Source organism: Marinifilum fragile (assembly GCF_963677365.1).
GTDB classification, from domain to species: domain Bacteria; phylum Bacteroidota; class Bacteroidia; order Bacteroidales; family Marinifilaceae; genus Marinifilum; species Marinifilum fragile.
In genome coordinates, this window is sequence record NZ_OY781962.1 from 2,501,896 (window position 1) to 2,524,464 (window position 22,569).

A 22,569-nucleotide genomic window follows, 5' to 3' on the forward strand; every position below is an offset into this window, starting at 1 on the left:
CATGGAAATAATAAAAACAGAAATTCCCGATTTATTAATCATACAGCCAAGAGTATTTGAAGATGAAAGAGGTTATTTCTTCGAAAGCTATAACGAGAAAGAGTTCCTTAAACACAATCTTAACTTGAATTTTATTCAAGATAACGAATCTAAATCAGGATATGGTGTGATAAGAGGTTTACACTATCAACTTGCTCCATATTCTCAAACAAAACTGGTTCGTGTAATCGAAGGTAAAGTTTTCGATGTAGCCGTTGACTTAAGAGAAGGGTCGCCTACATTTGGAAAATGGAGAGGAATTGAATTATCAGCGGAAAACAAAATACAGTTTCTTATACCAAGAGGCTTTGCTCATGGATTCTCAGTACTAAGCGAAACAGCGACCTTTGTTTACAAGTGCGACAACCTATATAATCCAGAAGCTGAAAGAGGTCTTAATTTTAACGATCCAAGTTTAAATATTGATTGGAGAATAGACCCTAAAAATGCAATCATCTCACCAAAGGATAAGGTCTTGCCAAACTTTAAAGAAGCTGAAAGGAATTTCAAATTTGGAAAATAAAAGTCGACTATGACAAATATTTTAATAACAGGAAGCAATGGACAATTGGGTTCTGAGATCAAAGAACTATCAAAGAATTACCCAAATGTCCAATTTGTTTTTACCGATATTGAAGAACTGGATATCACTTCTTTTGCCGACATTGAAAACTTCGTTGCGGATGCAAATTTTAGTTATCTGATAAATTGCGCGGCATACACTAATGTAGATGGAGCGGAAGAAAACAAAGAAATGGCAGAGCTATTAAATGCCGAAGCTGTAAAGAATCTTGCTACCATTTCAAAGCAAAATAACATTATTCCAATTCACATCTCAACCGACTATGTATTTTCTGGCAAGGGATTCAAACCATACAACGAAGAGGAACAAACCGAGCCGCAAAGTGTTTATGGAGACACCAAATTAAAAGGTGAAAATTACCTTCAAGAAATTTGTCCAAATCATATCACAATTAGAACTTCCTGGCTGTATTCTCCATTCGGAAAAAACTTTTTGAAAACCATGTTGAACCTGGGAAAGGAAAGAGAGGAATTACAAGTTGTTGTCGACCAGGTTGGCACCCCAACCTATGCACACGATCTAGCCTTGTGCATAATGCATATCATCGAAAGATTAGAGAAAGACAATCATTTCAAAGATTTTGGCATATACCATTACTCAAACGAAGGCGTTTGCAGTTGGTTCGATTTTGCAACTGAAATACAAATTGTTGCTAACAACAAGTGTAAAATTAATAGCACTGACAGCGAGAGCTTTAAAACTTTGGCAAAAAGACCTCACTATAGCGTCTTGAATAAATCAAAAATTAAACATATTTTTGAGCTTGATATTCCACACTGGAGGGGAAGGATATCGCATTGTATCAATCGAATAAAAAGTTAACCAAGAAATTTTTCGAAAATGGACAAAACGGAAATTTTAGAAAGTGTAATTGAAACGGCCAACAAATGGCTAGAGGGGAATTACGATCAAGAGACAAAGGATGCTGTAAAAGAACTACTTGATCAGGAAGATAAAACGGCTTTAATAGATTCATTTTATAAGGATTTAGAGTTCGGAACAGGTGGATTAAGAGGTAAAATGGGACCTGGAACCAACCGTATGAATATTTATACAGTTGGAGCTGCAACTCAAGGATTGGCAAACTATTTAAACAAATCATTTCCTGACAAAGAGCAAATTTCTGTTTGTATTGGATATGATTGTCGTAATAACAGTAAACTATTTTCTGATACCGTAGCAAATATCTTCTCGGCTAACGGAATCAAAGCTTATATTTTCGAAGACTTACGTCCTACTCCAGAAATGTCATTTGCCATTCGTCATTTGGGATGTCAGTCGGGTGTTATCATCACAGCATCACACAACCCGAAAGAATACAATGGATACAAGGCATATTGGGAAGATGGATCTCAATTGGTGCCTCCTCACGATAAAAATGTAATTAACGAAGTAAAAGCTGTTAAGGTTGAAGACATCAAATTTGAAGGAAATCCTGATTTGATTGAAGTTTTAGGTGCCGAAATGGACAAACTTTACCTTGATACAGTTAAAACTCTAAGTCTATCACCTGAAGCCATTCAGAACCAGAAAGACTTAAAGATCGTATTTACACCATTGCATGGAACAACTGTAAAATTGGTTCCTGATTCATTGGCAAATTATGGTTTCGAAAATATAATTCACATTCAGGAACAAGACGTGGTTGATGGAAACTTCCCTACCGTTTGGTCTGCAAATCCAGAAGAACCAGAAGCATTAAAAATGGCCGTTGATAAAGCTGATGAAGTTGATGCTGATTTGGTAATGGCTTGCGATCCTGATGGAGACAGATTGGGAATTTCAGTTAAAAATGACAAAGGCGAATGGGAAATTATCAACGGTAATCAAACCGCTTTAATCTTCACCTATTACTTGATTAAAAGAAGACGTGAGTTAGGTTTACTTACCGGTAATGATTACGTTGTAAAAACCATTGTAACTACTGAATTATTCAAGGATGTAGCAGAAAAAAACAATGTAGAATGTTTCGATGCATACACCGGATTTAAATGGATTGCAGATGTAATGCGTAAAAATCCTGAAAAGAATTACGTTGGTGGTGGTGAGGAATCATTTGGTTACATGCCAGGAGATTTCACTCGGGACAAAGATGCGGTATCGGCATGTAGTATTATGGCTGAAATCGCTGCATGGGCAAAAGATCAAGGTAAAAACCTGTTTGATATTCTAAAAGAAATTTATTTAGAGTATGGATTCTCTAAAGAAAAAATGATTTACATCGTCCGTGAAGGTTTGCAAGGATCTCAGGAAATCGCACAGATGATGCACGACTACAGATTCAACACTCCAAAAGAAATCAATGGATCGCCTGTTGTATTGGTTAAGGATTATACAACAAGAAAAGCCACAAACCCAATTACAGGTGAAGCTAAGAATCTTGATTTTGAAACAACTGCAGATGTTCTTCAAATTTACTTAGAAGATGGATCTAAAATTTCCGTTCGTCCTTCTGGTACTGAACCAAAAATTAAATACTATTTCGAAGTACGTGAAGAACTGCCTTCTTTAGAAAATTTCTATGCTACTGAAGAAAAAGCAAATAAAAAAATTGAAGGAATAATAGATTCTTTGAATTTAAACTAATATTTTTAGGGTAGCGTTACTGCTACCCTACACTTATTTTATTTATGAACACCAAGAAAACAATTCTTTCTGTTGACGACTCACCAATCAACAACAAGTTGATTGAGGCATATTTTAGACGTGATTATGAAGTAATTTCAAAGGAAAGTGGCCAACAAGCCCTTGCCTGGTTAGAGGGTAATATACCTGATGTGATTTTACTGGACATCATGATGCCCGTCATGGATGGAATTGAAGTTCTTGAACGAATTCAGGCAAACGATAGGCTTAAAGAAATTCCCGTAATTATGGTTACGGCGAAAACTGAGATGGAAAGCATTAAAGCTACTCTAAACCTTGGTGCTCAAGACTACGTTAAAAAACCTATCGATTTTACCGAATTACAAACAAAGGTCCTGATTGCATTCCAAATTAATGAGCAAAAACAGGAAATCTCTAAATACAAATCCTATTACGACATTCATCAGGGAATGATCCATGCACAACGCATACAAAGATCCATTCTTCCCGATGCAGAACATTTTAGAAGATTATATCCAAAATCATTTATCATTAATTTACCCAAACATGTAGTAGGAGGAGATTTTTATTGGATTCAGCAAAACTTCAACAAAAATAGCATTGGTGTTTTCGATTGTACTGGCCATGGTGTTCCTGCAGCTATGCTAACTGTAATGGGACAAATGGAATTGCATACTTTATCTCAAAATGGTAACGAAATTCAAGCCGAGCAGATTTTCCCTTTATTAAGCAGGAAGTTTAGTAAACTATTAAATACTTCTGCAGATACTTACACTCAATATGATGGAATGGATGGTATTTTCTGTTCAATCTATCCACAAGAACAATTAATTGAATTTGTTGGTGCCAAAAGATCATTGGTTTTAATAAGAGAAAATAATTCTCAGCTAATTGTAAACAATGAAGACACAGAGGCCAAATTGTGCAACGAGCAATTCTCTTTATTTGAAATTGCCGGAGATAGAAATTCCATTGGAAAGGAATCTGAATTTGTTGAATTTACAGTCAATAAAATAAAGTTCTTACCTGGTGATAGAATTTTCTTATATAGCGATGGAATTACCGATCAGTTGGGTGGCGATCAGCAAAAAAGACTGAAAAGAAAACAGTTTTTTGAGAAGTTGCTTGAAATCCAAACCAAATCCATCAATCTTCAAAAATCAGATATATTCACTTGGCTAGAGAAGTGGAAAAGTAACTATGAACAAACCGATGATATCCTTGTCATAGGAATCGAACTTTAATACTCTGGTTCGTTAGGAAAAAATTCCTTCTTAAAGTTTACAAGATACAATTTCTCTGTAGCACGTGTTAAGGCTGTATACAGCCATCTGTAATATTCTCTGTTCAGCAATTCATCAGTAAGGTAACCTTGATCAACAAATACAGCTTTCCACTGTCCTCCCTGTGCTTTGTGACAAGTGACTGCATATGCAAACTTAACTTGCAGAGCATTAAAGAATTTATTGTTTCTAACTTTCTCGTAACGTTTTTTCTTGGCTCTGATATCTGAATAATCTTCTGCAATGGTAAAAAAAAGTTGTTTGGTCTCCTCATATCCCAACGAGGCTGTTTCGATATCTAAAGTATCCAACAATATCATGGTATCCAACTCCACATCATTGTAATCAGGAAAACGAACTGTAACCTCTGCATATCGGTAACCATACAATTCAACACGTTTGCGGATCTTTACAATCTCAACAATATCACCATTGGCAATAAAATCCATATTTTCGATATCGTGAGCCCAGAAATAGTTGTTCTTCACAACCATTAACAAATCGCCAGCAGATATTTCTTCTTCACGATACATTACAGTATTTCGAATCCCCTGGTTAAAACGATTTGCTCTTTTATTCGATCTACTTATTACAATTGTATCCTCAACACCATACTTATAATGAGCGGAAGACAATTCTTCTATCAATTCACCTCCCCCTATTTTATATATGTCTGGATAATTCTGAGTACTTAAAACAGGAAATCCTTCCCGTCCATCTTGCAGCATGTTTCTTAATTCGGTGGCATTCATCAGAATTCCAGATTCCTCGTTTTGCCTAACCACTTGTCTTAAAATCATCTCCTCTATTTCAAGATGATAACATGCACGTAACTCTTCAGGATCGAGTGCCGGACTAATATCCAAACCTACAGGAGGCAACTGCGCCGAATCCCCAATTAAAATCAACCTGCAGTTTTTCCCAGAGTAAACGTACTCAATCAAATCATCAAGCAAACAACCAGAGCCAAAGTAAGAAGCTTCCGGAGAATAATTTGAAATCATCGAAGCCTCATCAACAATAAATACAGTGTTGACATTTAAGTTTCTATCTTTTACAAATACAGCTTCTGCATCTGCAAGTGATTTTTGTCGGTATATTTTTTTATGAATGGTGAAAGCTGGATTTTTAGCATACTGACTTAACACTTTTGCAGCTCGACCAGTAGGTGCCAACAACACCGATTTTATTTTAAAATCACTTAAAGTTGAAGTTAGAGCACTTACCAAAGTTGTTTTTCCTGTTCCGGCATATCCTTTTAACAAAAATATTCTTTGATTTTGAACTTGAGTCACAAAATCCGCTAAACCAACTATAGCCTTAGTTTGATCGCTTGTTGGAGCAAATTTAAGGTGTTCAGTAATCTTCTCAGCCACATGATTTTTTAGCATTTCCGTTAATTTTTATGGATATAAAAATAGCCAAATAGAATTTTTTTTTAAATTTGCAGACAAACTTACACAAACTAATAAGAATAAAAATGAAAAAAGTCTTTCAAATCTTACTTGCCATAGCAATTGTTGCACTAGCTTATTTAAGCTACCAAAGCATTAACAAACCACTTGAATTTGGTAAAATTAAGAAGCAGCGTTATGATAGAATTATCGATCAGTTAAAAGATATTCGTAAAGCGCAAGTTGCTTATAAAGATGTTAATGGTAAGTATACAGGAAGTTTCGATACTTTGATCAATTTTATCAAGACAGACTCAATGCCATTGGTAAAGTCTGAAGGTACTCTAACTGATGAGCAATACGAATCAGGTATGACTGAAAAAGAAGCTGTGAAAAAAGGTTTCATCATTCGTGATACCATTATGATTTCAGCTCTTGATACAATCTTTGGAAAAGAGTATCCAATTGAGAACCTAAGATATGTTCCTTTTACACAAGGTAAACATCAATTTAAAATGGGGGCTGGTGTTTTCGTTACTGGTTCTCAAGTTAAAGTTCAGGTTTTCGAAGCTAAAGTTTCTAACATGGTTATCTTCGAAGATGTATACGATGAGTACAGTGAAGAAATTAAAGAAGAAAACGGAAACCGTATTCGTTTGAACAAATATCCTGGTTTGATGGTTGGTTCACTTGAAGAAGCGAACAACAACGCTGGTAACTGGGAGTAAACAAACTGTTTATGAACGACCTTGTATTTGTTGATTCAACATTTGATAAAAACAAATCGAAAGAATATAAATTATCCATCCGAGTTAGCTCGGATGGATTTTCTTTTTCTATACTCAATGCAAACAAGCACTGTATAGCTCTTGAACGATTTAAAGCATTTAATCAGAATACTGAGGCTGACACTTTGAATTCTATTAAAGAACTTATTAGAAATAATGAATTGCTAAATTTAGAATACAATTCAGTAGCTGTTCTTTGGGTTTCTAATCAAGCTATAATAATTCCGAACGAATTTTTTAGTGAAGAATTTGCTTTTGAAAGTTACCAACTATGTCATAATTTTAGTCGTGATGAAGAGTTGCATTGGAATGATTTGGAACATTTGAATTCGAAAAATGTTTTTGCTGTACCTCTATCCTTTAAAGAGATTCTTGTAAAACAGTTTTCGAAAATAGAGTTCTTCCACCACTCTACTCCTTTTTATAAAACTGCCATTAAGGATGAGATTTCCGATAATCATCCCAACGTTTATGTGAATTTGCAAAAGGAATATTTTCATATTATAATTCCTGATAGAAATGGCAAACATTTTATAAATAGCTTCACTTACAAAGAGGATGCTGACCTTGCCTATCACATTTTAAATGTGTACAAGCAGCAAAAACTCAATAACGAAAGAAGTAAACTGATAGTTGATGGTTTAGTACAAGAAGAAAGCAAATCTATTCAGTTGCTAAAAAAATACCTTGCTAATGTAGAAGTAAAACTTTTACCTGCTAAACTTAGAATTAAAAATGAGATTCCACACAAGGAATACAATCAATTCATTAATCTTTTAAATTTAACCGAGTGCGAATAGTTAGTGGAACTCACAAAGGAAGAAGAATAACACCAGATAAAAGCTTTAAAGCTCGCCCAACAACCGATTTTGCAAAAGAGAATCTGTTTAATGTTTTAAATAACATTGTAGACTTCGAATCTCTAAGCGTTCTTGACCTTTTTGGAGGTACAGGCGGTATTAGCTATGAATTTGCCTCAAGAGGAGCTGAGAAAGTAATCTGCGTTGAGCTAAATCATCGTCATTTTGCTTTTATACAAAAAACAGTTCAAGAACTGGGATTGGACCAAATTCTTCCAATAAAATCAGATGTATTTCGTTTTGTAAAATCATGTCGCCAAAAATTTGATATGATATTTGCCGATCCTCCATTTGATTTAAAAACCTTAAATACCATTCCTGATTTAATATTTGAAAAAGAATTATTGAATGAAAATGGCACTTTAATTGTTGAACATGGATCTAAAAATGATTTCTCATCGCATCCAAATTTCACAGAAAAAAGAACCTACGGAAGTGTAAACTTTAGTTTTTTTGAGTACAAGCAATAGTATCGAATTCTTAAACTATAAAAAACGAACATTTTTCTTAAAATGTAACATACTCAAAACCGCTATATTACTGAGTTTACTTAGATATTATCACAAAAAAAATGCAAAGAGATATTGCAAGTAAAAAAACTTGCGTTATCTTTGCATCGCTATCAAAAAAAACGGTCTGGTAGTTCAGTTGGTTAGAATACATGCCTGTCACGCATGGGGTCGCGAGTTCGAGTCTCGTCCAGACCGCTAAGAAGAAAACGTTCTTTAAAATATTGAAACAAGAATAATCAAAAGTTAGGATTATTTAAGAACAATACCATTTTTGGTCTGGTAGTTCAGTTGGTTAGAATACATGCCTGTCACGCATGGGGTCGCGAGTTCGAGTCTCGTCCAGACCGCCAAACATTAGTTCTTAAAAAATTCTGGTCTGGTAGTTCAGTTGGTTAGAATACATGCCTGTCACGCATGGGGTCGCGAGTTCGAGTCTCGTCCAGACCGCTAAAGATTGTTCTTAAAAATTTTGGTCTGGTAGTTCAGTTGGTTAGAATACATGCCTGTCACGCATGGGGTCGCGAGTTCGAGTCTCGTCCAGACCGCCAAAGTTAGTTCTTTAAAATATTTTGGTCTGGTAGTTCAGTTGGTTAGAATACATGCCTGTCACGCATGGGGTCGCGAGTTCGAGTCTCGTCCAGACCGCCAAAAAAGATAACGTTCTTTAATAATATTTTGGTCCGGTAGTTCAGTTGGTTAGAATACATGCCTGTCACGCATGGGGTCGCGAGTTCGAGTCTCGTCCGGACCGCTGAAAAATTGAAGCCTTCGATTCTTTTGAGTCGGAGGCTTTTTTATTGCCTTAAAAAATCTTGTTCGGCATCGATTTTTATTCGTATCTTAATTAAGTCAAAATAAAAATCACACTTATGCAACAACAACTTTTTAACGAACTTTGGAAAGGATACACTGCACAAAATCCATCTGCGCAAGCAATTCATGATCTGTTCTCAAACGAAGGAGAATTGGTCATCAACGATCATGTAGCATTTCGAACTTTCGATGATCCAAGAATGAACATACATGTCTTGGCTAAGAAATTTTTGAAAGCAGGATACGAATATGCTGGCGAATATAAATTCGACGATAAGCATTTAAATGCGGTTCATTTGGAACATCCATCCGAAGAAGCTCCAAGAGTTTTTATATCTGAATTAATTCTATCTGAATTTTCAGAAGAGTTTCAGAAGATTATTAAAAACAGACTTAATTCCGTAGGTAATGCTTATTATTCGGATCCTGACCTTATCCATAAAGGTAGTGTTTGGAGCAAACCTTCATATGAAACCTATCAAAGGTTAAGAGAAGAATCAGAATATGCAGCCTGGTTATATGTCCATGGATTCAGAGTAAATCATTTTACGGTTAGTATTAATGCTTTAAAAAAGTTTGATACAATTGAGAAGGTAAATCAGTTTTTAAAAGATAATGGATATCCAATGAATACCTCCGGAGGTGAAATTAAAGGCTCTCCTGAGGTTTATCTGCAGCAATCTTCAACCTTATCGGATATTATTAAAGTAAAATTTGAAGAAGGTACTTACGACATTCCTGCTTGCTTTTATGAATTTGCTATTCGCTACCCCGACGAGTCTGGCAATCTATTTTCTGGCTTTATAGCTGCAAATGCCAATAAAATTTTCGACAGCACAAACTACAGAGAAGCATAATCAGATAAAATATCATTCAAAGAGCAAAATTCATGAACTGGATTTTGCTTTTTTTGTGCAAACCAACAAATGTTACTCCATTTGCATTTCGATAGTATTATCTTTATGCTGAAAATCTAACACACCAAAAATGAACAAACAACTAACACTCTTGGTTCTTATTTGCATGTTATTATCAGCTTGCAATAAGAGCATAAAAACTCTTCCTGTTGAATCAGGTGTAGCAAAAACTCTGGCTGATTATCGAAAAACGAACATTTCTAATTTGGAATATCAACTTCAGTTTGACATCCCAGAAGGAAAATCAGCAGAGATCCCTGGAAAAAACAAGATCATTTTCAATTTAGCGAGTACAGATCAAGATTTACAAATCGATTTCCGTGAGAGTGCCAATTTGATCAAGTCGGTTAAGGCAAACGGAAAAGTATCCGCTTACCGATTCGAATCAGAACATGTAATCATCCCAAAGAAAGAGCTAAAGAAAGGACAAAATAGCATTGAGCTTGAATTTATTACAGGCAATACATCATTGAATCGAAATGATGAATTTTTATATACATTGTTCGTACCTGATCGCGCAAGAACAGCATTTCCTTGTTTCGATCAACCCAACCTTAAAGCAAATTTTGAACTTAGCTTGAGCGTTCCATCTCATTGGAAAGCCATGGGTAATGGAAAGTTAAGTCAGGTAAAGGAAGACGGTCACAGAACAACCTACGAGTTTGCCAAAACAAAACCTCTACCAACCTATTTGTTCTCGTTTGTAGCCGGTAAATTTGAAACCATTACCCGAGAGCATAATGGTCGTGAACACACCATGTACCATCGTGAAACAGATCCTGAAAAATTAGCCAATAACACCGATGAAATCTTCCGCCTCCTGTTCGAATCCTTGGACTGGCTTGAAGAATATACGGATGTTCCCTATCCTTTTGCAAAATACGATATTGTTGTGATTCCTTCTTTCCAATATGGCGGTATGGAGCACACTGGAGCTACTCTATACAATGCATCAAGAATGTTTTTAGATAAGGATGCTACAAAAAACAGCTTATTGGCTCGAGCAAACCTAATTGCACACGAAACGGCTCATATGTGGTTTGGCGATTTGGTAACTATGAAATGGTTCGATCAGGTATGGCTAAAAGAAGTATTTGCCAATTTCCTTGCAGATAAAATTACAAACCCAAGCTTTCCGGATATGAATCATGATCTAAAGTTCCAAATGGCTCATTTTCCAAGCTCATTTAGCGTAGACAGAACTTCTGGTGCCAATCCGGTAAATCAAGTTTTACCAAACCTAAAAGATGCAGGAACGGTTTATGGTGCAATTATCTATCACAAATCCCCAATTGTGATGAATATGCTTGAAAATATTACCGGAGCAGAAGCCTTGAAGAAAGGTCTGCAGACTTACATGAAAGACTATGCATATGGAAATGCAAGTTGGGAAGATTTGATTGCCATTCTTGATGCTACGACTGAATTCGACTTGAAACATTGGAGCAAGGTTTGGGTGGATAAAGCAGGAAGACCTACAATTGAGTGCAATATTGAATCTGAAAATGGAAAAATCAGCAAGCTAAGCATTTCTCAAACAGATGCTAAAGGAAATCCTGGCGACTGGACTCAAGATTTAAACTTATTACTAGGATACAAAGAGTCGAGCAAATTGATTCAGTTCACAATGGATAAGTCTATAGTTGAAGTTGAAGAAGCAAATGGATTAGCTGCACCCGACTATATTATACCCAATGCAAAAGGCGATGCTTACGGATTCTTTAAACTGGATGACAGTAGCAAAGCGTATTTACTAAAAGACTTTGATAGCATTCAAGATGATTTGGCAAGAGGTATCTCATTAATCAATCTGTATGAAAATTTACGCGAAGGAATTGTTAGTGGCAAAGAGTTCGTTTCAGCCATTGAAAAACAAATTGTAAGGGAACAAAACAGCTTAATTCTGGAACGTATGCTTTCCTATCTAAAATCAGCATACTGGCTAGATCTAAGTCCAAATGAAAGAAAACTGCTCGGTAAAACATTGGAAGAAAGTCTTTGGATCAGACTAAGCAGTGAAAAAGACATGAGTAAAAAATCGAGTCTGTACTCTGCATTAAGTAGTATTGCTGAAACTCCTGAAAGATTATCTCAGCTGTTTAAAGTATGGAAAGAGGAAATTGCCATTGGCGGTTTTAGCCTTTCAGAAACCAAAGCAACTACATTGGCTTGTAATCTGGCAATTAAAATGCCTGAAAAAGCTGATGAACTGATCAAAACTCAAACAGAAAGAATCCAAAATCCTGATCGCAAAAAGAAAATGCAATTTGTTGCTCCTGCCCTTTCTTCAGATCCTGAAGTTCGCAAAGAATTCTTTGAAAGTTTAAAGAGTGAAGAAAACAGACAAATTGAGCGTTGGGCTTTGGAAGGTTTGCGTTATTTGAATCATCCACTAAGAGAGCAAGAAGCATTGAGCTATTTGCCACAAGCATTGGAGTTGTTACAAGAAATTCAGGTAACCGGAGATATTTTCTTCCCTTACAATTGGTTAAGTGTTAGCTATAGCGGTCTCCAATCCAAAGAAGCTGGCGATATCACGCGCAAATTTTTAGAGGAAAGACCTGATTACCCCGAAAATTTAAAATTGAAAATTTTACAAACTTCCGATGTAGTACTTAAGAAGTAAAAAAGTATAAAGGAGAAAGTATAAAAGGTGGCTCTTCCGAATTTGGGAGGGTCATTTTTGTTATAAGCGCAAGAAACATGAAGTTTGTCACTGAGGAACTCAAATCGATTACCAAATTGCTACCCATATCCCAGAACCTTTTATCGCACCAGAAACCATAAACAGAGATATCGTAATTCCTAATTATTAAATCGTAATTGACTAGAATTTCTGTATCACCAAAACTCCTGCTAGTATCAACAACACACCAATCGTTCTTCCCCAATTCACAGGTTGAACAGAGACTCCAAACAAACCAAAATGATCGATTACCAAAGAGAAAGCCAATTGTCCCAATACGATTAGTGCAAAACTTAAGGCTGCTCCCAAACGTGGTACCAAGAAGATTACTGATGACACGTACACAGCTCCTATTGCTCCACCTATCCAGGCATGAAAAGGAGCTTCCTTAACCGCTTGCAACAAATTATTGGGAGTTCGCATACCAAGAACTACAAAAAGCAAAATAGTTCCACCTACAATAAAATTTATCAGGGCAGCCATTAATGGCGCTTTCAGGAAAGTACCCAATTTGGCATTCACACTGGCTTGTATTGGCATTAGGCAACCCACCAACAAAATCAAAATCATCAGGAAATATCTCATAGCTTCTTATTTTGTTGCAAAAATAGTGAATTCTACGAGCTATTCTCTGTTGTTGCTCTAAATCGATTATTGATTCATTGGGACTTCCATCAAAAGAATTTTTGAATCTTTATCAGCTTTTATCGAAATGGAATCTGTTCCCCAAACTCCAAGGCCATCACGTTTCTGTAATTCCTGATTTTCGATAATCGCATTTCCTTCAATCACGAAAGCATATACACCATTATCTTTTGAATGCAATTGATATTGATTATCGGTGGCTGCGGTAAACTGTCCCAAATTGAACCAAGCATTCTGATGAATCCAAACCCCTTGGTCATCGGCATTTGGAGATAGAATTTGATTGAACTGATTCTCCTTCGAAATATCGGCTATAGAAATCTGATCGTAGCGGGGCTCTACCTGTTGTTGATTTGGAATCACCCAAATCTGTAGAAATTGAACCTCTCTGTCCTGATTTTTATTGTATTCGCTATGGTAAACTCCAGTACCAGCACTCATCACCTGAATATCTCCTGCTTTAATTCTGGCAACATTCCCCATGCTATCCTTGTGCTCTAACTCTCCCTCCAATGGTATCGAAATGATCTCCATATTCTCATGAGGGTGCGTCCCAAATCCTTGCCCTGCATCAACGGTATCGTCGTTGATAACTCGCAAAACTCCAAACTGTATTCTATCGGGATTATAATAATTCGCAAAACTAAAAGTATGATAGGAATCCAACCATCCATGGTTGGCATGTCCTCTTGTGTTGGCTTTGTGCAATACTGTGTTCATCGATTCTAATTTTAATGTAACATTAAATAAACACTTAACATCTGGAAATGTTCTGCAATGTATTTTTTGATATATAAAATTCAGGATTTAATTATTCTTTGGCCCTTCGCCCAGTAAAAGCATAAATAAAAAAGCTACCAAAGGCAATGCTCACCAATCCTACAAGAGGAACGTAAGAAGTAAATGCGCTAAGCACAGTAGCAATAAACTCCTGAAAGTTTTGCTGTCCTATAAACAAAAAGATGAGTGCAGCAAGCACAAACATGCCACCAATTATTTTAACTGCAAGCGGATGTTTTGATTCCTTGGCCGATAGAATTAAAATAGCTCCCAACACCAAGCGCACCAAAATGGCAAGCCAATAAACCCAAAACGTCCCCTTATTACTCTCCAAAAAACCAAAGATGATTTCAGGGGTAAAAAGCAATAATATTCCTACTAGTATCAATAGGATTCCGAATATTTTGATGCATGGTTTCATGATTGTTTGGTTTTTGGTGAAATGTAACGGTAAGTATAAAAATAGTAGCCGGTTGCGAGGTACTTTCCTGTCAAGTTACAAGAAAGTTGAAGCGGGCTACAACTCTTGATTTTACTACTATATCGGCTATTATTTTATACATTGTTAGCTGTTGCCGTTTTTCTATTTCACTTAAAATCATTACCACAATCAAAACAATGATTTTTTTTCCTAATCGGAAATAATGGTGCTATCAATAAAGAAAGTATCAAATATAGAATATCCCATTTAAAATCAATAGCATGACCAAATGAAGTATTATCAGAACCACAATTTGGACAATTTGCAATCCGTTTAGATTCCTTTTGATTTATATAATTTTCAACAATCTCTTTCTCAATATAGTATTCTACTGGCTTTGTCCTGAAGTATTTAAATACACTCCTGTCGAAATCGAACAGTTCATAAAAGAATTGTTTCCATGTGAATTCAAATTTCTTATTTGAAAGTTCCAGAAAATCTCTTTCATTTTTCAATAATTCCTGAGTATCTATTTGTTCTATTAATTTGCTGTCATTAAAAGTTATTTTATCTATCAATGACGAATCATTCCTTATTTTGCTTTTAATCGAAAGTATTTCATTTTGTCTGTTTATCTCATTGTTTAGAATTTCTGCAATGTGATATTCCCCAGTATCATCAAATAGTTTGCCTTGCGATGTCAGGTCAATAATCTTTTGGCAATGTAAAAATTTATCTGAAGGCACTTTTAGTTTGACTCCTCCAATTGCAACTGCTTTAAATGGATGCACCCATATCAAATTTTCATCATAGATATAGCTGGAAATTCCTTCCGTTTCCAACCTTCCTTTCAAGATATGACAATCTATCGGGATATTTGAACTATATACTGTAATCAGTTTTGTCATTTGTACGGATGTGTCATTCAGTTACAGCTAACTTGTGTATAACATCAATATTGTTCTTATCCCTCCAATATGGTGTGATAAAAACAATAACAATTGTTTGCCTATCAAATCTACAAAACAAACACCCATAACAAAAGAAAAACACCGATTATTAATTAGCATGAGCCATTTTATGCTCTATCTACAATCCGGATTATTTTATCCTCTTCAAAAACAAACTCAGATTGCCCTGAGATCTGTAGGATATCACCTTGTTTCATTCCGCTGGGGAGATCGGTGGCCAAAATGGCCTTATAATCAATATCTATTACCACTTTATCCAGTTGAATGTCCCAATTCCTGATAATTTGCTCTCGCTGGCTAAAACAATTCATGGCTTCTTCAGCCTGAGTGTGAAATTCATCGATTCCTTCTGTTCGCAAAGTCAAAATCCCCTCTGAAATGTTCTCAAAAACTACATCTTCGTGCAAATCTGTAAGCATTCCTTCAATATCGAACTGATTATAGGCCTGAATGTAATTTTCTATTACTTTTTGTAGGTTTTTCATGGTACTGCATTACAATAATTTAAGTTGAATCTACGAAACAAAAAACTGCTTACCAAATGTAACTTATGATTCTCTTAAACTTTCGTAATAAGTTATACCACGTAATTTTCAAGAATCATCCTATCTTTTTGCTTTGCTCAAGCCGCATGGCTCTTACTTTCTCCATCGATGAGAAAGTAAGCCAAGAATCTAGGGCGTGTAAGCTCAAACCACTTATACGTGAAACCTTTAAGTGCGGCGAGGCGATCTTCTCAATTCTTCGAAGCTTCCCCGTCTTACTAGAAAGTTTTCTGTGTTTAAGCAGCTTGACCTTTCAATGCCCACAAAGCCATCTCGAACAAAGTAGGTTTCATTTATAACTCACCTTACAAGCTATAGGTAATTTAGAGCTATCCACTAAAAATCATAAATAGTCTTAAATGCTAATCAGTATTATTTCGTAAATTTAATAAACGCCGATCATCATTGAATAATACTATTCTTTAGAGTACTTCTGAAACTTACTTCTTCTCACCCATTTCAACTTTAAAAACATTTCTCATGGATATCTTTCTTATTTTATTTTCGGCAGTTGTAGTATTCTTTTTTGCAGGCATCAGAATTATTTTCGAATACAAAAGAGCCTTAAAATTCCGATTCGGAAAGTACATTAAAATCCTAAATCCAGGATTCCGCTGGATTATTCCCATTGTAGAAACCGTGAATATTGTTGACATTCGAGTGATCACCATTAATATCGATTCGCAAGAAGTAATGACAGAAGATAACGTTCCTTGTAGCATTGATGGGGTGGTTTTCTTTAAAATTGATGATCCCGAGAAGGCAGTTTTGGAAGTGGAGGAATACAAATTTGCCATTATGCAATTGGCTCAGGCTGCTTTGCGAGATGTTTGCGGAAAAGTTGAGCTAGACACCATTCTTTCGAAACGGGAAGAGATGGGTAAAAACATCAAAACCATTGTTGAAAAGGAAACCCAGGAATGGGGAATCGTTATTATTGATGTAAAAATTAAAGACATTCAGTTGCCGGAGAACATGCGCCGTATGATGGCCAACCAGGCCGAAGCAGAACGTTCGCGCCGTGCCCGTGTCATTCTTGCTTTGGCTGAAGAAGAAGCTGCAGCAAACCTACTATCTGCAGGTAAAATGATTGACAAATCACCATCTGCCATTAAATTGAGGTTGTATCAAACCTTGGCAAATATTGCATCCGAGAAAAACTCAACCATTCTGTTCCCATTCCCTGAAGAGGTATTGCCAAGGAATACCAAAGAGCTAAAAATTGATTCGAAGGAGGAAAAAAACAAAAGTAAAAAGGATAAGAAATAAAGGCATAAGAGAGAATCCCCTGGTAAAATTACCAGGGGATTCTTCCATTCTAACTTCTATTTCTAATTTATCTCTAAAATTAAGGCCGATCGTGCCGGAACCTCAATACTTCCATTCAAAGGATAGCTTTTACCGGAAATGACATCTTTTCCTGTTTCGTTGCCAATCAACATTTCATGATATCTGTCTGTTTCTATTTGAACAGCTTCTTTGTTCTTGTTCAAAATCACCATTACTTTTCCCTCATCAGTGAATCTGAAATAAGAGTAAATGCCAAGATCTGGAGCATAGTGCATTAATTTACCCTTGTGAATTACATCACTTGTTTTTCTCCAATTCATCAGTTTTCTCATGAAGTTCTGCGCATCCTTCTCTTGAGCACTCAAACCTTCGCCAGTAAATGCATTTACTTTATCGCCTTTCCATCCACCTGGAAAATCAGTTCGTAGCTTTCCGTGATCACCTCCTGCATCGCTCTTGGCTAAAATTTCCGTTCCATAATAAATTTGAGGAATTCCACGCATGGTAAGTGTATATACCATTGCCATTTTATACAAATCGTAATCTCTGTCTACTTGATCAAAAATTCGAGCCATATCATGATTATCCGGAAAAATCACCAAATTACCCGGATCAGCATACAGGAAGTCATTGGCCAACATTTCATATAGCTTGATCCAACCCGTACCCCAGGTTTCTTCTTTGGTCAATGCTTCTACCATTGCATTTTGCAAAGGAAAGTCCATTAAACTTGGTAAATTCGATCTATAACCATCGTGATTTACTTTTCCCTTTTGCCAATAGGATACAATCGCAGGGTTCGTACTCCATTCCTCGCCAACAATATTGAAATTAGGATATTCTTCCATTACTCTTCCGGTCCATTCTGCTAAAAATGCTGCATCTGAATATGGGTAAGTATCAACACGAATTCCCGAAAGGCCCGCATATTCTATCCACCAAATTGCGTTCTGGATTAGGTAAGTTGCCATGAACTCATTTCTTTGATTCAAGTCAGGCATTGTTTTTACAAACCAACCATCGGAAAATTGTTTCAAATCCTCTTTAGATGCATAAGTATCCTGTATTGTTGATCGCTTATGAGTACACTGCATAAACTCTCCCTTATTGTTTATCCAATCTTCTGATGGCATATCTTTCATCCACCAATGCTCCGATCCGCAATGGTTTAGTATCACATCCATAATTAAGCCAACGCCTTTTTCCTTGGCCAAACGAGATAGCTTCTGATATTCCTCATTCGATCCATATCGTCCATCAATTTTGTAGTAATCGGTTGTTGAATATCCATGGTAGGAATATTTATCCTGGTCATTTTCTAACAAAGGATTCACCCATATGGCAGTAAACCCCATATCTGATATATAATCAAGACTATTGATCATTCCTTGAATATCACCACCATGGCGACCATTGGAATTACTTCTATCAGCTTGCTCACTTAAGCCCTTCACGTTATCATTATCAGGATTACCATTGACAAAGCGATCCGGAGTAATTAGGTACATCACATCTTTTGGAGTAAATCCAATTCTTTGTGCTGAGCCCTCTTCTCTTTTTAAAAGTTTATACTTGTATGTAATTGCAGTCTTCTTTCTTTTCTTAAAAAGAATATCAAATTCACCAGCCTTTGTCTTTTTATCAATTAATAAATCAACAAACAAATAATTTGGATTTGATACTCGACTTACTTTTTCAATACTTACTCCATCATAATTCAATTCTGGTTTTAAGTCTGAGATGTTCTCGCCATGCACCAATAATTGTAAGTGAGTATTTTTCATTCCAACCCACCAGAATGCAGGTTCCAAATGATCAATCTTATTTTTTGCAGAGGCAGTGATGTTTCCTAAAAACAAAACCGTAATTAATGCCAATAATAAACGTTTCATATTATAAGTTTTGAATTACTTAGTTGTTGGTATTTTCCCAACTCAAGCCCTAAGTAATGGAAGTATCTATAATTTAACAACTTATTTTAACAGAATACATTTCTAAATGGATGGAATGCCTAAATAGAAACAGATTGTAATTTGTCCTGAAATTTCGACTGTTTCATCTTCTTAAATTGTATTTAGTCCAGAAAAACCAAGCAAAACAGATTCAAACTTGCTTTGTAATTAAAAATACGGTAAAATAGCATTGAATTGATATCCATACGCAAAAACTCAATATGCAAATCATAAGTTCAGAGAAAAATAATTTTGCTAAAATCCTAAATAACAAATGGGTTCAACACATTAGTTACTGGATATTCTACCTGCTCTTCTTCGCGGTTACCTGGGGAAGCTACGACATGAATTTCAAGAAAACAATGATGGTTGAACTAATAAATCTTCCTGCAAAAATTGCATTGGTGTATTGGGTGATTTATTTCCTGTTCCCAAAATTTCTGTACAAAAGAAAAATTGGCAAGTTCATCTTGCTATTTGGAATTTCCCTTATCATCGTTTCGTTTACACAGCGATTTACAGACAACTACATCATTCTGAAATACTATTTGAAAGAGTTTGAAGTGCAGCCAATATTTAGCTATGTACAGATTATGCGTAGCTCGATTAACCTGGGAACGGTAATGGCCATTCCATTTATTCTAAAACTGGTAGATCATGTTAATAAAGTTCAGCAAAACGAACAGCTTCTTGTACGGGAAAAGCTTGAAGCAGAATTGGTGTTCCTGAAAAATCAGGTTCAACCCCATTTTCTTTTTAATACTTTAAATAGCTTATATTCTTTAATTTTAAAGAAGTCTGATCAATCTTTGGATGTAATCCTAAAACTATCGGAACTGCTGCGATATATGCTGTATGAGACCAACTCAAAAAGCGTTGATCTTCAGAAAGAAGTTGACAGCATCAAAAGTTACCTAGAGCTTGAAAAAATACGATATGGCGATAGAATTGATCTCAGTTTTAACATTTGGGGAGATATTGGTTTAAACCAAATTGCTCCAATGATTATCCTTCCATTTATTGAAAATAGTTTTAAGCACAGCACAAAAGGTTTCGATGGAAATGCTTGGATTACCATAGATTTAGGAATAAAGAACAATGAGTTGAAACTAAATATTGAAAATAGCATTCCTCAATCTGGCTCCGACCAAGAATCTATAATTGGAGGAATTGGCTTGCAAAATGTAAAAAGGAGGCTATCTTTAATCTATCCCGAGAATCACGATTTGAAGATTACAGCAAATGAAGATTCGTATTCGGTGCTCTTAAATTTAAAATTGCGATGAAGATAAAGTGTTTAATTGTTGATGATGAAGACTTGGCTATTGATGTGATTGAAGAATACATCAATAGAATAGATTATTTACAATTGGAAGGAAAATGTAAGAGTGCGGTAGAAGCTTTATCTATTTTAAATTCAAAACAAATCGACTTATTATTTCTAGACATTCAAATGCCTGGTTTAACAGGTATTCAATTGTTAAGAAACCTATCCAATCCTCCAAGTGTAATTTTCACAACTGCCTATTCGGAATTTGCATTGGAAAGTTATGAGCTGGAAGCGCTGGATTATTTGATTAAACCGATCCCTTTTGGTCGTTTTATTAAAGCCATAAACCGATATTTTAAGATCAATCAACCACAGTTTCAAATTCCAGAAAAAAAAGAAGAAATATCGTCGGAACAGCCATTTATTTTTGTCAAATCTGAGAAGAGAATGGTAAAAGTCTTTTTGCACGAAATACAATACATCGAAAGTTTGCGTAACTATGTTTCCATTTACATGGAAAATGGACAAGAAATTGTAACACTAAATACCATAAGCAATATCGAGGAAAAGCTTCCGGAATCATCCTTCCTAAGAATACACCGCTCATTTATCGCTTCAATAAATAAAATTCAAAGCTACACCTCCAGCAACATCGAAATAGCCAACAAACTGATTCCAATTGGTCGCAATTACAAGAGCATGGTAATTAGTGTACTTGAACAAAAATCAATTTTATAAAAAGAAAGCCGCCCTAAAAAGAGCGGCTATCATTGGGATATCGGTTTCCGAAATTCGGAAAACTATTTTACTTCACATATACTTTGTATTCCCAAGGTTTCAATTCAACCTCAAGTTTAGCAGCCAAATCGTGCTTGCTACCATCCTTGTTAGAAGCATAGTTTCCAGCATTTTCGCCCATTTCAAGAGTAGCTTTTGTAGCTTCCTTGCTTAGGTTCAAAATCACAACAACTTTGTTTCCTTCAGCTTCGCGTGAGAAAGCAAAAATCTTCTCGTTCTGATCCGATGGAATACGCACCAATTTGCCACCTTTCACTCCATTCTGAAGTGCTTTATTGTTTTTCTTTAAAGCAATTAATTCTTTGTAGAATTCTGTCATTTCAAGATTAGACCAATCGATCTCATCTTTCTCGAAGAATTTCAATCGCTTGTTCAAACCAGCTTCCTGACCACTGTAAATTAATGGCATACCTGGCATTGTAAAGGTCAAAACTGCAAAAGTTTTAGCACCTTCTCCCATTCTCTCTTCAGTAGTACCATTCCACGAGTTTTCATCATGGTTGGTAGTAAAGTTCATGATATAAGAGTCTGCAGGAAATACAGTATCAATTTTGTGGAAGTATGCTTCCATATCATTGGCAGTCTTTTCACCTTTGGCAACTTCATTCATAATATGGTGGAATTCCCATCCATAACCCATATCAAATGCGTTCTCTAAAAGCTCATGTCCACCATCTTCTGCCAGCATAAACACAGGCTTAACAGCATCTAATTCAACACGTGCTTTTTCCCAAAATTCAGTTGGAACCATACCTGCAACATCGCAACGGAACCCATCTACATTTGCTTTTTCAATCCAAAACTTCAACGATCCGATCATGTACTTACGCATTTCTTCATTATCGTAGTTCAAATCAGCAGTATCGCTCCAATCTGTTCCTTCAGGAATTACAATTTCGCCTTTCTCATTCTGAGTATACCAATCTTTATGCTCTTCCATGATTACATTGTCCCAACCAGTATGATTTGCCACCCAGTCAAGAATTACTTTCATTCCCATATCATGAGCTTTTTTCACAAGGTTCTGTAGGTCTTCCATTGTACCAAACTCAGGATTAACAGCACGATAATCTTTCACGGCATAATAGCTCCCCATACTTCCCTTTCGATTCTTTTCTGAAATAGGATAAACAGGCATTAACCAAAGAATATCAACGCCCATTTCTTTTAATCGTGGCATGTGCTCAGCAAAAGCATTAATGGTTCCTTCTGGAGTGTACTGACGAATGTTTACCTCGTAAATATTAGCATTTCTACTCCACTCTACAGGCTTTTCCGCCTTCTTTTCCTCTGCTACTTTATTTGATGCAGGTTTATTCTGGCATGAAGCCAAAGTTCCTGCAACCAACAATAGACTTAAAACTGTTTGAAATACTCTTCTCATTTCAATAATTTGATTAGTTAGTATGATGTTT

General features: G+C 35.9%; 20 protein-coding genes and 6 tRNA genes. 18 read left to right on the forward strand and 8 right to left on the reverse strand.

The genetic code is table 11. The features are described from left to right. The first annotated feature begins 1 nt into the window (after position 1). From rfbC to ACKPCA_RS09915, 4 genes are read left to right on the forward strand one after another with little or no spacing between them, the layout of a single operon-like run. On the forward strand, positions 2 to 562 hold the full coding sequence (gene rfbC / locus ACKPCA_RS09900; RefSeq protein ID WP_321278915.1) for a dTDP-4-dehydrorhamnose 3,5-epimerase: 561 nt from the start codon (positions 2 to 4) through the stop codon (positions 560 to 562). A 9-nt stretch (positions 563 to 571) separates the two neighbouring features. After that, a complete protein-coding gene (gene rfbD, locus ACKPCA_RS09905; RefSeq protein ID WP_321278916.1) occupies positions 572 to 1,444 on the forward strand; it encodes a dTDP-4-dehydrorhamnose reductase in 873 nt (290 codons plus the stop codon). Positions 1,445 to 1,462: 18 nt separating this feature from the next. Next, entirely contained in the window at positions 1,463 to 3,208 is a 1,746-nt protein-coding gene (locus tag ACKPCA_RS09910; protein ID WP_321278917.1) for a phospho-sugar mutase, read from the forward strand. 44 nt (positions 3,209 to 3,252) lie between these two features. Further along, positions 3,253 to 4,473, forward strand: a complete 1,221-nt coding sequence (locus ACKPCA_RS09915) for a response regulator (RefSeq protein ID WP_321278918.1) — start codon at positions 3,253 to 3,255, stop codon at positions 4,471 to 4,473. Here the strand turns inward: ACKPCA_RS09915 and ACKPCA_RS09920 are convergent. Beyond that, a complete protein-coding gene (locus ACKPCA_RS09920; RefSeq protein ID WP_321278919.1) occupies positions 4,470 to 5,903 on the reverse strand; it encodes an ATP-dependent DNA helicase in 1,434 nt (477 codons plus the stop codon). The genes ACKPCA_RS09915 and ACKPCA_RS09920 overlap by 4 nt on opposite strands. An 89-nt stretch (positions 5,904 to 5,992) precedes the next feature. Here ACKPCA_RS09920 and ACKPCA_RS09925 point away from each other — a divergent pair, with 89 nt between their 5' ends. From ACKPCA_RS09925 to ACKPCA_RS09975, 11 genes are all read left to right on the forward strand, one after another. Continuing rightward, positions 5,993 to 6,634, forward strand: a complete 642-nt coding sequence (locus ACKPCA_RS09925; RefSeq protein WP_054720433.1) for a hypothetical protein — start codon at positions 5,993 to 5,995, stop codon at positions 6,632 to 6,634. Between the two features lie 11 nt (positions 6,635 to 6,645). Continuing rightward, entirely contained in the window at positions 6,646 to 7,494 is an 849-nt protein-coding gene (locus tag ACKPCA_RS09930) for a DUF3822 family protein (RefSeq protein ID WP_054720431.1), read from the forward strand. Continuing rightward, positions 7,485 to 8,024, forward strand: a complete 540-nt coding sequence (locus tag ACKPCA_RS09935; RefSeq protein WP_321278920.1) for an RsmD family RNA methyltransferase — start codon at positions 7,485 to 7,487, stop codon at positions 8,022 to 8,024. The genes ACKPCA_RS09930 and ACKPCA_RS09935 overlap by 10 nt, the downstream gene beginning before the upstream one ends. A gap of 163 nt (positions 8,025 to 8,187) precedes the next feature. Next, a tRNA-Asp gene (locus ACKPCA_RS09940) sits at positions 8,188 to 8,261 on the forward strand. A 78-nt stretch (positions 8,262 to 8,339) separates the two neighbouring features. Then, positions 8,340 to 8,416, forward strand: a tRNA-Asp gene (locus tag ACKPCA_RS09945). Positions 8,417 to 8,439: 23 nt separating this feature from the next. Beyond that, positions 8,440 to 8,513, forward strand: a tRNA-Asp gene (locus ACKPCA_RS09950). Between the two features lie 24 nt (positions 8,514 to 8,537). Further along, positions 8,538 to 8,614: transfer RNA gene (locus tag ACKPCA_RS09955), tRNA-Asp, on the forward strand. Between the two features lie 23 nt (positions 8,615 to 8,637). Further along, positions 8,638 to 8,714, forward strand: a tRNA-Asp gene (locus ACKPCA_RS09960). Positions 8,715 to 8,743: 29 nt separating this feature from the next. Then, positions 8,744 to 8,817: transfer RNA gene (locus ACKPCA_RS09965), tRNA-Asp, on the forward strand. A 118-nt stretch (positions 8,818 to 8,935) separates the two neighbouring features. Continuing rightward, positions 8,936 to 9,736 carry a DUF1338 domain-containing protein gene (locus ACKPCA_RS09970; protein ID WP_321278922.1) on the forward strand — a complete coding sequence of 267 codons (801 nt, stop codon included), beginning with the start codon at positions 8,936 to 8,938 and terminating at the stop codon, positions 9,734 to 9,736. Positions 9,737 to 9,866: 130 nt separating this feature from the next. Further along, positions 9,867 to 12,422, forward strand: a complete 2,556-nt coding sequence (locus tag ACKPCA_RS09975) for a M1 family metallopeptidase (protein ID WP_321278923.1) — start codon at positions 9,867 to 9,869, stop codon at positions 12,420 to 12,422. 201 nt (positions 12,423 to 12,623) lie between these two features. On the opposite strand, the gene ACKPCA_RS09980 is transcribed toward ACKPCA_RS09975, so the two are convergent. From ACKPCA_RS09980 to ACKPCA_RS10000, 5 genes are all read right to left on the reverse strand, one after another. After that, positions 12,624 to 13,067 carry a DMT family transporter gene (locus tag ACKPCA_RS09980; RefSeq protein WP_054719852.1) on the reverse strand — a complete coding sequence of 148 codons (444 nt, stop codon included), beginning with the start codon at positions 13,065 to 13,067 and terminating at the stop codon, positions 12,624 to 12,626. 66 nt (positions 13,068 to 13,133) lie between these two features. Beyond that, a complete protein-coding gene (locus ACKPCA_RS09985; protein ID WP_321278925.1) occupies positions 13,134 to 13,847 on the reverse strand; it encodes a pirin family protein in 714 nt (237 codons plus the stop codon). A gap of 91 nt (positions 13,848 to 13,938) precedes the next feature. Further along, positions 13,939 to 14,328, reverse strand: a complete 390-nt coding sequence (locus tag ACKPCA_RS09990; protein ID WP_321278926.1) for a hypothetical protein — start codon at positions 14,326 to 14,328, stop codon at positions 13,939 to 13,941. 167 nt (positions 14,329 to 14,495) lie between these two features. Next, positions 14,496 to 15,236, reverse strand: coding sequence for a hypothetical protein (locus ACKPCA_RS09995; protein ID WP_321278927.1), 741 nt, complete (start codon positions 15,234 to 15,236; stop codon positions 14,496 to 14,498). A gap of 170 nt (positions 15,237 to 15,406) precedes the next feature. Next, entirely contained in the window at positions 15,407 to 15,784 is a 378-nt protein-coding gene (locus tag ACKPCA_RS10000; RefSeq protein WP_321278928.1) for a nuclear transport factor 2 family protein, read from the reverse strand. Positions 15,785 to 16,324: 540 nt separating this feature from the next. Between ACKPCA_RS10000 and ACKPCA_RS10005 the strand changes: the two genes are divergently transcribed. Then, positions 16,325 to 17,113: an SPFH domain-containing protein gene (locus ACKPCA_RS10005; protein WP_321278929.1), complete on the forward strand. Its 789-nt coding sequence runs from the start codon at positions 16,325 to 16,327 to the stop codon at positions 17,111 to 17,113. A gap of 62 nt (positions 17,114 to 17,175) precedes the next feature. On the opposite strand, the gene ACKPCA_RS10010 is transcribed toward ACKPCA_RS10005, so the two are convergent. Beyond that, a complete protein-coding gene (locus ACKPCA_RS10010) occupies positions 17,176 to 19,026 on the reverse strand; it encodes a glycoside hydrolase family 13 protein (RefSeq protein ID WP_321278930.1) in 1,851 nt (616 codons plus the stop codon). A 281-nt stretch (positions 19,027 to 19,307) separates the two neighbouring features. Here ACKPCA_RS10010 and ACKPCA_RS10015 point away from each other — a divergent pair, with 281 nt between their 5' ends. Further along, positions 19,308 to 20,372 carry a sensor histidine kinase gene (locus tag ACKPCA_RS10015; protein ID WP_321278931.1) on the forward strand — a complete coding sequence of 355 codons (1,065 nt, stop codon included), beginning with the start codon at positions 19,308 to 19,310 and terminating at the stop codon, positions 20,370 to 20,372. Next, entirely contained in the window at positions 20,369 to 21,094 is a 726-nt protein-coding gene (locus tag ACKPCA_RS10020; protein ID WP_321278932.1) for a LytR/AlgR family response regulator transcription factor, read from the forward strand. The genes ACKPCA_RS10015 and ACKPCA_RS10020 overlap by 4 nt, the downstream gene beginning before the upstream one ends. A gap of 67 nt (positions 21,095 to 21,161) precedes the next feature. Here the strand turns inward: ACKPCA_RS10020 and ACKPCA_RS10025 are convergent, their stop codons facing one another. Then, complete coding sequence (locus tag ACKPCA_RS10025; RefSeq protein WP_321278933.1) at positions 21,162 to 22,538, reverse strand: alpha-amylase family glycosyl hydrolase; 1,377 nt, start codon at positions 22,536 to 22,538, stop codon at positions 21,162 to 21,164. Positions 22,539 to 22,569 lie beyond the last annotated feature (31 nt).

Excerpts from the sequence above, each read along its gene's own strand:
- rfbC (WP_321278915.1), top strand. The coding sequence starts at position 2 with ATGGAAATAATAAAAACAGAAATTCCCGATTTATTAATCATACAGCCA.
- ACKPCA_RS09980 (WP_054719852.1), bottom strand. The coding sequence starts at position 13,067 with ATGAGATATTTCCTGATGATTTTGATTTTGTTGGTGGGTTGCCTAATG.
- rfbD (WP_321278916.1), top strand. The coding sequence starts at position 572 with ATGACAAATATTTTAATAACAGGAAGCAATGGACAATTGGGTTCTGAG.
- ACKPCA_RS09970 (WP_321278922.1), top strand. The coding sequence starts at position 8,936 with ATGCAACAACAACTTTTTAACGAACTTTGGAAAGGATACACTGCACAA.
- ACKPCA_RS10000 (WP_321278928.1), bottom strand. The coding sequence starts at position 15,784 with ATGAAAAACCTACAAAAAGTAATAGAAAATTACATTCAGGCCTATAAT.
- ACKPCA_RS09920 (WP_321278919.1), bottom strand. The coding sequence starts at position 5,903 with ATGCTAAAAAATCATGTGGCTGAGAAGATTACTGAACACCTTAAATTT.
- ACKPCA_RS10025 (WP_321278933.1), bottom strand. The coding sequence starts at position 22,538 with ATGAGAAGAGTATTTCAAACAGTTTTAAGTCTATTGTTGGTTGCAGGA.
- ACKPCA_RS09985 (WP_321278925.1), bottom strand. The coding sequence starts at position 13,847 with ATGAACACAGTATTGCACAAAGCCAACACAAGAGGACATGCCAACCAT.
- ACKPCA_RS09975 (WP_321278923.1), top strand. The coding sequence starts at position 9,867 with ATGAACAAACAACTAACACTCTTGGTTCTTATTTGCATGTTATTATCA.
- ACKPCA_RS09910 (WP_321278917.1), top strand. The coding sequence starts at position 1,463 with ATGGACAAAACGGAAATTTTAGAAAGTGTAATTGAAACGGCCAACAAA.
- ACKPCA_RS09925 (WP_054720433.1), top strand. The coding sequence starts at position 5,993 with ATGAAAAAAGTCTTTCAAATCTTACTTGCCATAGCAATTGTTGCACTA.
- ACKPCA_RS09990 (WP_321278926.1), bottom strand. The coding sequence starts at position 14,328 with ATGAAACCATGCATCAAAATATTCGGAATCCTATTGATACTAGTAGGA.
- ACKPCA_RS10010 (WP_321278930.1), bottom strand. The coding sequence starts at position 19,026 with ATGAAACGTTTATTATTGGCATTAATTACGGTTTTGTTTTTAGGAAAC.
- ACKPCA_RS10005 (WP_321278929.1), top strand. The coding sequence starts at position 16,325 with ATGGATATCTTTCTTATTTTATTTTCGGCAGTTGTAGTATTCTTTTTT.
- ACKPCA_RS10015 (WP_321278931.1), top strand. The coding sequence starts at position 19,308 with ATGCAAATCATAAGTTCAGAGAAAAATAATTTTGCTAAAATCCTAAAT.
- ACKPCA_RS10020 (WP_321278932.1), top strand. The coding sequence starts at position 20,369 with ATGAAGATAAAGTGTTTAATTGTTGATGATGAAGACTTGGCTATTGAT.
- ACKPCA_RS09930 (WP_054720431.1), top strand. The coding sequence starts at position 6,646 with ATGAACGACCTTGTATTTGTTGATTCAACATTTGATAAAAACAAATCG.
- ACKPCA_RS09995 (WP_321278927.1), bottom strand. The coding sequence starts at position 15,236 with ATGACAAAACTGATTACAGTATATAGTTCAAATATCCCGATAGATTGT.
- ACKPCA_RS09915 (WP_321278918.1), top strand. The coding sequence starts at position 3,253 with ATGAACACCAAGAAAACAATTCTTTCTGTTGACGACTCACCAATCAAC.